Source organism: Aureimonas sp. Leaf324, assembly GCF_001423245.1.
Lineage (GTDB): Bacteria > Pseudomonadota > Alphaproteobacteria > Rhizobiales > Rhizobiaceae > Aureimonas.
In genome coordinates this window covers 112,177-125,911 of sequence record NZ_LMOH01000003.1, presented here as the reverse complement: position 1 = coordinate 125,911, position 13,735 = coordinate 112,177, and the positions used below count along the sequence as shown (strand labels likewise).

Annotated in this window: 10 protein-coding genes, 1 tRNA gene and 1 pseudogene; all 12 read right to left on the bottom strand. The window is 65.4% G+C overall.

The genetic code is table 11. The features are described from left to right. A pseudogene (locus ASF65_RS21220) lies at window positions 1-110 on the bottom strand (UV DNA damage repair endonuclease UvsE); the annotation flags it as partial. Between the two features lie 1,016 nt (window positions 111-1,126). After that, entirely contained in the window at window positions 1,127-1,933 is an 807-nt protein-coding gene (locus ASF65_RS04540) for an MBL fold metallo-hydrolase (RefSeq protein ID WP_055885762.1), read from the bottom strand. Then, window positions 1,930-2,739: a TatD family hydrolase gene (locus ASF65_RS04535; RefSeq protein ID WP_055885760.1), complete on the bottom strand. Its 810-nt coding sequence runs from the start codon at window positions 2,737-2,739 to the stop codon at window positions 1,930-1,932. The genes ASF65_RS04540 and ASF65_RS04535 overlap by 4 nt, the downstream gene beginning before the upstream one ends. Further along, entirely contained in the window at window positions 2,739-4,286 is a 1,548-nt protein-coding gene (metG, locus tag ASF65_RS04530) for a methionine--tRNA ligase (protein WP_055885757.1), read from the bottom strand. Before metG ends, ASF65_RS04535 begins: the two co-directional genes overlap by 1 nt. An 81-nt stretch (window positions 4,287-4,367) precedes the next feature. Further along, on the bottom strand, window positions 4,368-5,417 hold the full coding sequence (locus ASF65_RS04525; protein ID WP_055885754.1) for a DNA polymerase III subunit delta': 1,050 nt from the start codon (window positions 5,415-5,417) through the stop codon (window positions 4,368-4,370). Next, window positions 5,414-6,103: a dTMP kinase gene (gene tmk / locus ASF65_RS04520; RefSeq protein ID WP_055885821.1), complete on the bottom strand. Its 690-nt coding sequence runs from the start codon at window positions 6,101-6,103 to the stop codon at window positions 5,414-5,416. The genes ASF65_RS04525 and tmk overlap by 4 nt, the downstream gene beginning before the upstream one ends. A gap of 14 nt (window positions 6,104-6,117) precedes the next feature. Beyond that, a complete protein-coding gene (locus ASF65_RS04515; RefSeq protein ID WP_244486557.1) occupies window positions 6,118-7,299 on the bottom strand; it encodes a D-alanyl-D-alanine carboxypeptidase family protein in 1,182 nt (393 codons plus the stop codon). Between the two features lie 95 nt (window positions 7,300-7,394). Continuing rightward, complete coding sequence (locus ASF65_RS21620; protein ID WP_055885750.1) at window positions 7,395-8,546, bottom strand: septal ring lytic transglycosylase RlpA family protein; 1,152 nt, start codon at window positions 8,544-8,546, stop codon at window positions 7,395-7,397. A 317-nt stretch (window positions 8,547-8,863) separates the two neighbouring features. Then, on the bottom strand, window positions 8,864-9,049 hold the full coding sequence (locus tag ASF65_RS04505; RefSeq protein WP_055885747.1) for a hypothetical protein: 186 nt from the start codon (window positions 9,047-9,049) through the stop codon (window positions 8,864-8,866). Between the two features lie 64 nt (window positions 9,050-9,113). Then, window positions 9,114-12,200, bottom strand: coding sequence for an efflux RND transporter permease subunit (locus tag ASF65_RS04500; RefSeq protein WP_055885746.1), 3,087 nt, complete (start codon window positions 12,198-12,200; stop codon window positions 9,114-9,116). Further along, a complete protein-coding gene (locus ASF65_RS04495) occupies window positions 12,197-13,429 on the bottom strand; it encodes an efflux RND transporter periplasmic adaptor subunit (RefSeq protein WP_055885743.1) in 1,233 nt (410 codons plus the stop codon). The genes ASF65_RS04500 and ASF65_RS04495 overlap by 4 nt, the downstream gene beginning before the upstream one ends. A gap of 154 nt (window positions 13,430-13,583) precedes the next feature. Continuing rightward, window positions 13,584-13,673: transfer RNA gene (locus ASF65_RS04490), tRNA-Ser, on the bottom strand. Window positions 13,674-13,735: the final 62 nt, after the last annotated feature.

The window sequence follows — 13,735 nt, the reverse complement described above, 5'->3', positions numbered from 1 at the left end:
TGGATCACCAGAACCGCCTCCGGCCCCAGTCCCATCAGGTCCAGCATCTCCGCCTGGCTCGAAAGATCCCGGACGCTCCGCGTCACCAAGCCCGCGTCCGGGCTGTTCAAAACAATGAACTGTAATTCCGTCCGGGAACTCAGTCTGCTGATGCGGTGTGCCGGGTAGCGACCATCGTCTCGGCATCCATCCAGAGCCGGCGGTTGCGGCTGAGCCAGGAAAAACTTCCATGGACTACCCGGCGCCTCTGCTGCGCGGCGAAGCTAATCTGGCCAGACCGTGGTCCATGATCTCGACCGGCGCCAGGTTGATCCGGCAGGCCGTTTCGCCTCAGTAGCCTCGATCGGCAAAGATGCGCTCGGAAAAGAGTAGGCGGGGACGCGATGCGCGGGCAAGCCGGACCCCGCCGTAACGATTCTGAACCGACGCTGCACCGACGTGCCGCAAGCAACGGGCGTCGGTATCGACAAGCGGCATGACGCTTAGGAACCGACGATCCGCTGGCGCTGTCAAAAGCGCGTCGCCCGCGCTCTCGCAAGTCCGTGCGATCTGACTGTCCATGATTGCCGCGCCGATCGAGGTTTGACGGCGGCATCGCTCCACAATCGCCAGAACTGGCCGATGGTGCAGCCTTTGAACAGGCGCTTGTCAAGGAACCGTCGGACCTGTCCCAGACCGTGCCGCGCGGTCAGGAGGGTGGTCCGGCAGCATCCACCACAAGCAATCGAAACGTAGAATGAACAGCACTGCGTTGACGATCTCGCGCATCGACCACCCCCGAGGTTGGCCAGTCGCGGCCGCGTTATGGTCAGCACGGGTTATTACCATCCCTTGCTTGGCTTCAACGAAGGTTTCCAACACCTTCGCGGACTTGGCCCGACGCCCGCCACTCGACCCTTTCTCGACGGGCTCGGAGACGACTCAAGAGGGGCGGGATATCAAGCCAGGTTCTCACAACCACCCAGCCGGGCTACGCATCCTAAAATGACATAATATGGATTATGGAACTAACTTATATCGGTCGTTGGGTGTGGAGGATCGGGAGTGACGACGAGCTTGAGGTGCTCGATGGAAATAGCAGAGACCCCCGCCGGAAATCGCAGCGCTATCTCAGCGACCGCCTGGATCAGATGTCAAAGTGGACCTGCATTCCATCATAGGCGGGTTCGATCGATCCGGGCACAGATCGACGAACGGTTTCGTAGTCGAGCGGCGTGTGCATGTGCGTTAGGATGGCGCGAGGCACGCCAAGCCGCTCGATCCATTCGAGAGCTTCGGGCAGCGAAAAGTGGCTCGGGTGCGGCTTGTACTGAAGAGCATCCACGACCAAGAGCTCAGCCCCCTTGATCGCCTCGACAGCGGCAGGCGGGAAGCCTGAGACGTCGCTCGAATAAGCCAGTGGTCCGATACGGAACCCGAGGGAATGAATGCTGCCGTGAATCTGCGCATACGGCTGAATCGTCAGTGCGCCTGCTGGGCCGTCGACCACAAAGGCCTCTCCAGCCTTGATCGGCCGATGGCGGACAATCGGCCCATAGGAACTGCCCGGCGGTGTGCGGAAGCAGTAGCCGAAGGCCTCAAACAACCGCGCATAGGTACCGGCATCGGCGTAGAGGTCGACCAGCTTGTGATGGTCGATCACGAAACCGCGGACGTCGTCGAGCCCATGGATATGGTCGGCATGCGGATGGGTGATCAGCAAGCCATCGATCCGCGTCACCGATGCAGCCAGCATCTGCTCCCTGAAGTCTGGTCCGCAATCGATCACGGCGCGCGTAACGTCATCGCCGCTGACGAGTTCCACCATGGCCGAACAGCGACTGCGACGATTTCGAGGATTTGCGGGATCGCACTGACCCCAGTCGCCCGTGATTCGCGGGGTACCCGGCGACGAGCCGCATCCGAGAATGGTCAGGCGGAGCTGTCGTGTCACGCGTGGTCGCTCGTGCGAGGATCGGGCACTTTGCGGAACAGCCGGAAGAAGTTGTCGGTCGTCTCGCGCGCAAACGGCTCGAACTCCCTGCCAAGCGCCACTGCGAGCGCCTCGGCCGTATCTCGCACGAACGCTGGCTCGTTCCGCTTGCCTCGGTTGGGCGGCGGCGCAAGATAAGGCGCATCCGTTTCGACGAGGATCCGATCACGCGGGACCGAAGCCGCGATCGCCCGAAGCTCGCTTGAGTTCTTGAAGGCCACGATGCCGGAGAACGAAACATAGCCCCCGAGCTCGATCCCGACCTCGGCGAGCCTGCGCCCTGCGGTGAAACAGTGCAGTACGAAGGGGAATGCCCCCTTCCCGGCTTCGTCACATAGGATGCGCTCAACAGCTTCGTCCGCGTCTCGAGCGTGGATGACCAAAGGCAATCCGGTGAACCGAGCCGCCTCGATGTGCCGCCGGAACACGCGCTCCTGCAGGTCATGCGGTGCGCGATCATAGTGATAATCGAGACCGGCCTCGCCGATCGCCACGACTTTCGGGTGGCTGGACAGCCGGACGAGTTCTTCCGTCGGCACCTCGTCCTCATCCGCGGCATTGAGCGGATGGGTTCCGATGGACGCATAGACGCAAGGAAACCGCTCGGCGATTTCCAGAATTCGATCGCGCTTCGAGACCTGCGTGCAAATGCTCACCATCAGCCCGATCCCGGCGGCGTTGGCACGGTCGATGAGATCCTCACGATCGGCGTCGAAATCCGCGAAGTCGAGGTGGCAGTGGCTGTCAACGAGGAGAAAGTTCGTCATCAGCTTTCTTCAGCCACCGGTTCCACGTAGCGAGGAAAGACGCCCGACGGCGGAGGCAAGGATTGTCCGGCTTCCAGCATCAGTCCCTGACTCAAGCGATCGAACCCTCGCTCATGAACCGGCACGCCAAGCAGATCGAGAAGCTTCGCGATGGACCCCGGCATGACCGGCTGCAGCAGAATCGCCACCCGTCTCAACACTTCAGCTGTGACGTAGAGCACCGTCCCCATCCGCGCCGGGTCTGTCTTGCGAAGAACCCAAGGTTCCTCGCCAGCAAAGTAGCGGTTGGTTTCGGATACCACCGAAACGATCGACGACAGGAGGACGTGCAACTCCTGCCTGTCGACGGCGGCCCGGCAGCGCTGGAGAAGCTGGCCGCTCGCGGCCAAGATCGCCTCGTCCGCCGCCGTAAATTCGCCCGGCGTCGGCAACACGCCGTCGCAGTTCTTGCCGATCATCGACAACGAACGCTGGGCGAGATTGCCGAGGTCGTTGGCGAGTTCCGAGTTCATCCGCGCGACGATCGCTTCGTGCGAATAGTTGCCGTCCTGGCCGAACGGAACCTCGCGCAGCAGAAAGTAGCGAACGGGATCGAGGCCGTAGGCCGAGACCAGCGCGGTCGGGTCGATGACGTTGCCCACGGACTTCGACATCTTCTCCCCGCGGTTGAAGAGAAAGCCGTGGACGAAGACGCGCTCGGGGATCGGGAGGCCGGCCGACATCAGAAAAGCCGGCCAGTAGACCGTGTGGAAGCGGGCGATATCCTTGCCGATGACGTGCAGGTCCGCCGGCCAGAAATCGGCGCGCTCCCCGCCATCGGGAAACCCCGTCGCGGTCAGATAGTTGGTTAATGCGTCGACCCAGACGTACATGACGTGTCGCTCGTCGCCCGGCACCGGGATGCCCCAGTCGAAAGTCGTGCGCGAAATCGAGAGGTCCTTGAGGCCGGAACGGACGAACGAGACGATCTCGTTGCGTCGCTCGGCAGGACCGATGAAGTCGGGATGCGCCTCGTAGTGGGCGAGCAGGCGTTCGGCGAACTGTGAGAGGCGGAAGAAGTAGCTTTCCTCCTCGACCCATTCGACAGGTGTTCCCTGCGGACCCAGGCGCTTGCCGTCGTCGGTAAGGCGCGTCTCGTCTTCCGCGTAGTAGGCTTCGTCCCGGACGGAATACCAGCCGGCGTAGGAGCCCTTGTAGATGTCTCCGGCCTCCAGCATCCGACGCCAGATCTCCTGGCTCGCCTTGCAATGGCGCTCCTCCGTCGTCCGGATGAAGTCGTCGTTCGAGCTGCCGAGAAGCTCCCCCATCTCGCGGAACTTCGCCGAATTCTGGTCGGCCAGTTCGAGCGGCGACAAGCCCAGATTCCTCGCCGTCTGCAGCATCTTGATGCCGTGTTCGTCAGTTCCGGTCAGGAACAGGACGTCGAAGCCGTCGAGCCGCTTGAAGCGCGCGATCACGTCAGTCGCAATCAGTTCGTAGGCATGGCCGATATGCGGGCTGCCGTTCGGATAGGAGATCGCGGTCGTCGTGTAGAATCGGTCGGCCATCGTGCTGCTTCTGCCCGGATCGTGTCGGGATGGGAGATAGCCCATCGGCTCGCTCGGCTCAACGAAGCTGGGAGCGTCGTCTTAGATGGTCGCTCCAGCCCGCAGGGCGAGATAGCGATCGAGGAAGCTGAGGATGGTTTGCTTGCGATCGAGGTTGTAGGCGGCCGCCTCGCGAGAACGCGCCTGTTCCGCAACGCTGAATGCCGCGAGGAGGGCCCCGTCTCGCGCCCTGCCCTGCTCCACCGCAGCGGTCGCTTCCTCGGCGAGCCGGTCGAACAGCCGGTCGCGAAAAAGCTCGAACGCCGCTTCGCGACCTTTCTGCTGAAGCCCGTCAAGCAGGCCATGCACGGCCTGCCAATCCGCCTGGCGAGCGTCGAGAATGCGATCGGCCTCTCGGAGGACATCGACACCGCCGCCTTGCAGGAGAACGAGCGCCTGGCGGACGCTTCCCCTCGCCAGCGCGGCGACAGCATTTGCGTCCTCGCCACCGGCCTCGGGCATGAGTTGCCGCGTGGCGGCTGGGAGCGCAGCGCTCGTGAGGCTGGCAATCCGCAATGTCCTGCAGCGAGACCGGATGGTCGGCAAAAGACGACCCGGTGCATGGTTCGTGATCAGGAAGACGGAGCGCGCCGGCGGCTCCTCGAGAATCTTCAGAAGCGCGTTGGCCGCGTTCCGGTTGAGATCGTCCGCCGGATCGAGGATGGCGACCCGCCAGCCGGGGGTCGCCGTCGCACGAAAGAAACCCTGCAGGCGGCGGATTTCATCCACGGTGATCTGTGTCTTGAAGCCGCCGCCGCGGTCGGCCTCGCCCCTTTGAATGTGGATGACGTTCGGATGCGCGCCGGAGGCGATCTGGCGAAGGACCGGGTCTTCGACGTCGAACGACGCGCTCCGCTCGACCTGCCTTGTCCAACGGGCCCCGACGAGGTGCCGGGCGAAGGCGAAAGCGAGAGTCGCCTTTCCTATCCCACGTGGTCCCTGCAGGAGCCACGCGTGATGCATGCGATCGCTTCGGGATGCTTCGACGAGTTCCTGCCACGCGCGCGTGTGGCCGAACAGAAACGGGGTCGCAGCCGGAGGTGGTATTCCGTCGATGTCGTCGTGCGAAGGCCTGGTGTCCGGGAAGCTCAAAGCGCGCTTCCGTGCCTTCGGATCGGAAGGCGAGAGATCTCTTCGCCGAAACGATCGAGAACGAGGTCCTCGATTTGCCTGCCGATCTCCTCGATCGAGCCGCTGGCGTCGATGACGACGCAGCGGTCGGGTTCGCGGGCCGCAATGTCGAGGAACGCCTGTCGGCGCGCTCTGAAAATCTCGTCTCCGTCCTTCTCGAACCGGTCGGCCGCATCGGCGGAACGACGCTCCGACAGGCGTTTCAGGCTGACATCACTCGGCACATCGAGGATCAGCGTCAAGTCGGGTCGGATCCCCGCCGTCGTCGCAGCCTCCACCTCGGCCAGGAAGGCCTGGTCGAGACCGGGGACCGATCCCTGGTAGGCTCGCGTGGAGTCGAGAAAGCGGTCGCACAGCACGAAGGCGCCGTCGCGCAGCGCAGGCGCGATCACAGAGCGAACGTGATCGTATCGGGCCGCCGCAAAAAGCAGCGCCTCGGTTTCGACCCCCATCTCCTCCGCCGCTCCGGACAGGACGATGTGGCGGATCGCGTCGGCGCCGGGCGAACCGCCCGGCTCTCGCGTCGCGACGACGGGCACGCCGAGAGCCTCGAGCCGCGCCGCAAGACGCCGGATCTGGGTCGACTTGCCGCTTCCGTCCGGTCCCTCGAAGGTGATGAAGCGACCGCGCCGGGGCGCGTCGGACATCGTCGCATCCATCGTCAAAGGCTCCGTATCCAGCCGAAAGCGAGTTCCTGGATGGCGTCTGCCGCACGACCGGCGAACGTCCCCTCGGCCACGTCGTCTCCTGCCAGCAAGTCACGCTCCAGCGAGAACCGATCCTCGATCCGCAGTTCCACCGTTCCGATCCGGTCGCCCCGCCGGATCGGCGCCCTCAGGGGCGCATCGTAATGCACCTCCGCCGTGACCCTGTCGGCGTGCCGCTTGGGGATCTGCGCCACCAGATCGGTGTCGAGCACCAACGGTACCGATGGGGTCAGGCCGCCGAAGACCGGCGCCATCGCGATCGGACTTCCGGCCGAGAAGATCGTTCGCTCGTCGAAGGCCGACGCTGCCCAATCCGCCAGGGCGATCGTCTCGCGAAGCCTCGTCTGCTCCTTGTCGAGCCCGGCCAACGCCAGGATCGTGATCCGGCCGTCGCCGCCTTCCACGACGCCCACGATCGAGTAACCGCCTTCTTCGGAGAACCCTATGGCCATACCGGTGGCGCCCGGCTTGGCAGCGAGGAGCGTATTGCGATTGCGCTGGAGAATCTTGTTCCACTCGAAGTCCGGCTGCGCATAGAGAGCGTACCGGTCGGGGTAAGTCAGGCGCACGTGGCGGGCCAGATTGGCGAGGTCGCGCGCCGTCGTCTCCTGGCCGCCCTCGGGCAGTCCGGTCGGATTGACGAAGCGGCTGTCGACCATGCCAAGCGCCTTGGCGCGTTCGTTCATCCGCGCGGCGAAGGCCTGTTCTGATCCGTCCATCCCTTCGGCGATGATGATGGCGGCGTCGTTCGCCGCCTGAACCACGAGGCCCCGCTCCAGCGCCTCCACCGGCACCTGCGACCGGACGGCCGCGAACATCGTCGCCGTTCGCGATGGCGCGCCGCCTGTGCGCCAGGCATGGTTGGAGACGGGCATTGCGGCGTCGGGCGCGACGCGCCCGGATGCGAGCGCCTCGAACAGCACCTCGGCCGTCATGATCTTGGCGAGCGACGCCGGGGGAAACGGCGCGTTTCCGTTCTTGTCGAACAGGATGCCGCCGGTCTTTCCGTCCATCACGACGGCGACCTTGGCGGCGGTTTCCGGCATCAACGCCGCGTCGGGGTTCTGGGCGTGCGATACGCCGGCGAACCCGATCACGGCAAGGAAAACGGCGCTTCGCAGAAGACGCGAGGACATGTGCATGGGATGGCCGGCAGGAGGGTCGCTGCGGCGATAGATAGGGCATCGCAGCGCCAGCGTATATCGTGACCGGCAAACTGCCCGTGGATAGCTCAGCGCTCGTCCGTCCGCAGGACGAAGGCGTCCGAAGCGCCGGCATCCCAGACCTCGCGAAGAAGCGTGTCGGCATCCTCGCCCGGGCGCATGTTCAGCGACAGCGAGACCTTGCCGTCCGACATTATTTCGTTGAGATCGGCGCGACCGTCGGCGAGGCTTGCGACGCGCATCAGAAGGGCGACGTCGTCCAAAGCACCGAGCTCGATCGTTTCGGGCGCGGCCGGAACCTTCATCATCGATGCGAGCGCACCCTGCGCCCCCACAGATGGCGGCGCGGCGGCATAGGAGAGCAGCGAGCCACGCGGCATCGGCACCGGGACGGGCGCCGAGGGCGCGGCGTCGTAGGTCTGGATGAGGTCTTCGATCGATGGCGTGCGAGCCGGCACGGCGCGCGGCGTCGACGGGATCGAAGAAGCTGCGGCCTTCGGCGCCGAGAACGCGGCCGCCATCAGGAACGGCGAGCGCTCCTGACGCGAGGCGATCATCACACCGCTCGGCAACCCGTCGTTGATCGCCGGCGCGTTGCCTGGGCGGTAGGACGCCATCAGCATCGGCGTATCGTCGCCTTCGAGCGGCGCCCGGCCGACATATTCAACCTTCACGTCCGCGACGCCGTCATGCTGAAAGCCGAGCATCTCCGCCGCCTTGGAAGAGACGTCGAGAACGCGGTCGTGCATGTAGGGACCGCGATCGTTGACGCGGACGACAACCGAACTGCCTGTCTTCCGGTTCGTCACGCGCGCATAGGACGGTAGCGGAAACGTCGGATGAGCGGCCGACAGGTGGTACATGTCGTAGACTTCGCCGTTCGCCGTCAGGCGACCGTGGAAATTCGCGCCGTACCAGGACGCGGTGCCGGTCTTCACGTAGCCCGGCTCTTCCTTCGGATAATACCACTTCCCGCGCACCATATAGGGCTTGCCGGTCTGGTCGCGGCCGCCGCCCTTGGGCACCTTCTTCAGCCGCGTCACGCGCGGACTGGCCTTCACGCCGAACAGCTTGGAAGTGAAGAACGGCGCATCCCCTTCCGGCGCGAGCTCCTCTTCGTGCGTCGAGGACGAGGTGGACTGGCATCCGGCCAGCGCCAGCGACAGTCCGAAAGCGAGCCCGAGCCCGATCTTCCGGTTGCGTCCGGCTCCAGCTATCATTCTGCCCCCAAACATTCGTTCTGGCGCGCACACCCCGTCGCGCCACCCCACCATATTCCTTCTAAAACTTACCAAGACATGAAGCGATTGCAAGTCCGCGCGAATCAAGCTCGTCCAGACTACAGATGACGACTTGCCGAAATCTTGCCACAATCCGCACCGCGGCGCCTTTTCCCCAGTGGATCCGGCCTATGACTCCACCGATCGCAGCAACGCGCGTATGGCGGGTGATCCGTACTTCAAGATGACTCTCAACCTCGGATGGATGCGGCGAAATCTCGCGAATTCGAGCGACGGATTGCGCTGTCCAACCGCCGTCACGCGAAGAAGTGGGCGGTGACGTTTCCGCTGATTTCGCCCGTCGCCTTGCGCCTCAGGAGGTCGATGTAGTCGGCCTGCCGCTTCTCCTCGTCCGTTCGCTCGTCGCCCAGCATGGCTTCGATTTCGCCGAGCGTCTTCATCAGCCGCTCCGTGATGGAAGCGATGTCGACCAGATCCTGCATGGCGTCTCCTTTTCGGAGGGCACCCTGCCGCAGCCGACTGGCCTCAAACTGGCGCGGCTCCCGCTTAGGCGGTCTGGCGACGAACGAGACGACTCCCGACGAAGCGCCGGGCCCGCTCGATCTCGACGAAGATGACAGGCGTGATGAAGAGGGTCAGCGCCTGGCTGACGAGAAGGCCGCCGACCACAGCGACGCCAAGCGGCTGCCGCAGTTCCGACGAGACGCCGGTGCCCAGCGCGATGGGAAGCGCGCCGAGCAGGGCGCAGAAGGTCGTCATCATGATGGGCCGGAAGCGCCGCAGGCACGCCTCGCGGATCGCCACCTCCGGCCCCTGCGCTTCCTCGCGCTGAAGCTCCAGCGCGACGTCCACCATCATGATCGCATTCTTCTTCACGATGCCGATCAGCATCAGAAGCCCGATCACCGCGATGATCGACAGGTCGAAGCCGAACCACTGCAGCGCCGCCAGCGCACCGAACGCCGCGGACGGCAGGCCGGACAGGATCGTCAGCGGATGAATGAAGCTCTCGTAGAGAATGCCGAGCACGATGTAGATCACGAGAACCGCCGCGCCGATCAGCAGACCGAGATTGCCGGTCGCCTGCTGGAAGACCTGCGCCGTGCCCGCGTAGCTGGTGCTGACGTTGGACGGCAGGCCGACCTGCGCCTTGATGTCCTCCACGACGCCGGTCGCAGTCCCCAGCGAAACACCCGCCGGCAGGTTGAACGACAGCGTCACGGCCGTCAGCTGCCCCGTCTGGTTGACGGTGACGGGCCCCGCTTCGCGCGAAAGCGTAGCGAAAGCCGTCAACGGAACAAGCGTTCCATTGGCGGCCGGCACGCGGATCGCGGACAGACGGCTATCCGTCCATGCGCCGCTTTGGTCGTATTCGAGGATGACGTCGTAGCTGTTGCCCGTCGCCTGGATCTGCGTTGCGGTGAGCGTGCCGAAGCCCGCCTCGAGCGCCGTACGCAGGCTGGCGGGGTCGACGCCGAGAGCGTCCGCGCGATCGCGGTCGACTGCGATCCGCTCCTGCAGACCGTTGTCCTGAAGATCGGTCGCGACATCGACGAAATGCGACCGATCCGCCTGCATCCGCTCGAGAATCCGGTTCGACCAGTCCCGCGCAGCGGCCGCGTCGAGCGACTGGACCACGAGCTGATACTGGCTCTGCGTCGAGCGCCCGCCGAAGCGCAGGCTCTGGACTGGGGTGGCGAAGCTCTTGAGGCCGGGAACGGCGCCGAGCTCGCGCCGCAGGGAGGCGAGCGTCTGCTCCAGCGGCGGACGCTGGTCCTTCGGCTTCAGCTGAACGAACATCGAGCCGGAATTGAACGTGGCGCCGCCCGGCCCGCCGCCCAGCGTCGACGTGACGAACGAGACCGCCGGATCCGCCTTTACCGCCGCGGCCGCCTTGGCCTGCAGGGCAGACATCGCTGCGAACGAGATGTCCTGGCGAGCCTGCGTCGAGATCGTCAGGAGGCCGTTGTCCTCCTGCGGAAGGAACGACCGGGGCAGCGTGGCCATCATCAAAGCCGAGGCGGCGAACGACACGACGAAGACCGCCATCACGAATCCGTTGCGATGCAGGCACCAGTCCACCATCCGACCGTAAACGACAGCGGCGCGATCGAACCCGCGCGTGAAGGCCGCCGCGATGCCGGACGAGGGCGCATGGCTCGCGGGCAGGCGCGCTGCCAGCATGGGCGTCAGCGTCAGCGAGACCACGGCCGAAGCGAGGATCGCGAGCGCCACCACGACGCCGAACTCGTTAAGGACACGCCCGACGACGCCGCCCATCAGGAGAATGGGCAGGAAGACCGCGACCAGCGACAGCGACATCGAGACGATCGTCCCGGCCACCTCGCCGCTGCCCTTCAACGCCGCCTCCCTCGGGGCCGCGCCCTCCTCGACGTGCCGCACGATGTTTTCGAGCATCACGATGGCGTCGTCGACGACGAGGCCGACGGATAAGGTAAGCGCCAGCAGCGACAGGTTGTCGATGGAATAGCCGAGAAGGTACATCGCCCCGAAGGTGGCGACAAGCGACAGCGGCACGGTGAGCGCAGGGATCATCGTCGCCGTCAGGCGGCCGAGGAACAGGTAGATCACCAGGATGACGAGGACGATCGTCAATCCCAGCGTCTGCTGCACGTCGTCCACCGCGGCGCTGATCGACGTGGAGGCGTCGTTCACCACCTGAAGCTGCACCGAGGCCGGCAGAGCCGCCTGGAGCTCCGGCAACTTGGCCTTGATGGCGTCGACCACCTCGACCGTGTTGGCGCCCGGCTGGCGCTGCACGGCCAGGACGATCGCGGGCTTGCCGTCGAGCCAGCTTCCCTGGTTGAGGTTTTCGACGCTGTCCTCGACCTTCGCGACGTCGCCAAGCCGAACCGGCAAGCCGTTGGGCCGTGCGATGACGAGGGTGCGGAATTCATCGGCGTTCGTGCGCTGCGTCGGTGCGTCCACCGTCAGGGCCTGTCCGCCGGTCTGGATCGTGCCGACCGGCGTCTGGCTGTTGGCGGCCGCCAGAGCGCTGGATACTTCAGCCATTCCGAGCGACCGCGCGGCAAGCTTGTCGGGATCGACGCCGATCCGGACGGCGAAGGTCTTGGCACCGTAGACCTGCGCCTGCGCGACGCCCTGGATCGTCGACAGCGCGGGCGAGATGACGTTCTCGGCGAGGTCGTCGATCGCCGTCAGCGGCGTGCCCTGCGACACGAGGTCGAGGAGCAGGATGGGCGTGTCGGCCGGGTTGGCCTTCCGGTAGCTCGGCGGCGACGTCATGTTGTCCGGCAGCTGCCGGGCGGTCCGCGCGATAGCAGCTTCGACGTCTGCCGCCGCCGCGTCGATATCCCGCGAGAGGACGAACTGGATGGTGATCTGCGTGTTGCCGAGCGAAGACCGCGCGGTGATCGTATCGACGCCGTCGATCGTCTCGAACTGCTTGATCAGCGGGGCCGCCACCGCGCTCGCCATCGTATCGGGCGAGGCGCCGGCCAGCTGCGCAGACACACTGATCGTCGGGTAGTCGGCCTGCGGCAGCGCCGCGACAGGCAGCAGGCGATAGGCCGCGATGCCGGCGACGAGAACGGCAAGGCAGAGGAGAAGCGTCGCGACCGGCCGGCGGATGAAGGTCGTGGAAATGTTCATCGGGCGGCCGTCGCGTCCGTCGGCGGTTGAGCAGGCGCTGCCTGACCGTCGCCGTCGGGCTTCGACGAAGGCTGGACCTTCGCGCCGTCGGTCAACGCCCCCTGCCCCTCGGTCACGACCACGTCGCCGGGGGACAGGCCGGAGGTCAATCCGGTCCGATCTCCGACCCGAAACGCCACCTCGACCTTACGGATCGAGACCGTATCGTCGGAACCCACGACGTAGACGACGCTTCCATCCTGTCGAGGCTGGACGGCGACCGTCGGCACGATGAGGAGGCCGTCCCGCTCACCCGCCTGCACCGTCGCGGAAAACGCCTGTTTGGCAACGAGCCGGCCGTCAGGATTGTCGATCGAGGCCCGCAGGGAGATCGAGCCCGAAGCCGGATCGATGGCGTTGTCGATGAAATCGACCTTGCCCGAGACCTCGTCGGTCGACCCGTCGGCGGGGCGCAACGTCACCGTTAGCGTGCCTCGGGACAGACTGTCCTGCAGGAGCGCCAGATCGCTTTCTGCCAATGTGAACGCGGCTCGGACGGGCGACACCTGCGTGAGCGTGACGATCGCGGTGCCCGGCGTCACCAGCGCGCCGGGCGAAACCTGGAACGCACCCAGCCGCCCGTCGAAGGGAGCCACGATATGCAGCTTGTCGAGAGCCACCTGATCGGCCGCCAGCGTCGCCTTGTCGATCTCGAGCACCGCGGCTGCCGACTGGGCCGCGCTGCGAGCGGTATCCGCCTGCTGCGCATCGACGGCGCCCGACTTCAGAAGCAGTTCCGCTCGCTGAAGGTCGCGCTGCGTCTGGTCCAGGGTTGCTTGGTCACGCTGGATCGCAGCCTGATCCTTGGCGATTTGCGCGCGCGCCGCTCGGTCGTCGAGCGACACCAGAAGATCGCCCTGCCGCACCACGGCGCCGTCGCCGACAGCAATCGCAGCGATCGTCCCGGTTTCCTCCGAACTCATGACCGTGGAGTTGACCGGCACGATGGTGCCGATCGTATCGCGCAGGATCGGCAGCGATCCGCTCTCGGCCGAGGCGACCTCGACCGCAACCGGCGCGCCGGAACCACGCTGCTTCCGTCCGCCGCCCGCAGTAGCGCCATCTCCGTCCGAGTTTGAGGACCCGAGCCAGGACGCCATGAACGCCGGGGCATAGGGCGCGAGCCGTTCGCGCTCGAAGCCTGCGAGCGCAAGAAGCACCAAACCGATCAGAAGCAGCCATCGAAGCATGCGGACCCGCCCCAAACTCGTCACATCTTCCACATGCGAAGAGTCGCGACTAAGAGCGCTCACTTCCTCACGGACAAGTGAAATCGCGGCAAGGATTGGCAATGAGGCCGGGCGCGACCGCTTTAGAGGCGCATTGTCGCAAGCCACGGGCGGCTGGCGGATGGGGTGAGATTCGAACTCACGGTACGGTTCCCCGCACGGCGGTTTTCAAGACCGCTGCCTTAAACCACTCGGCCACCCATCCACGCCCCGCTGCAAGACGCGGCGCCGATCCTTCGGCTTTAGCGCTTGCCTCGCGGCAGCGTC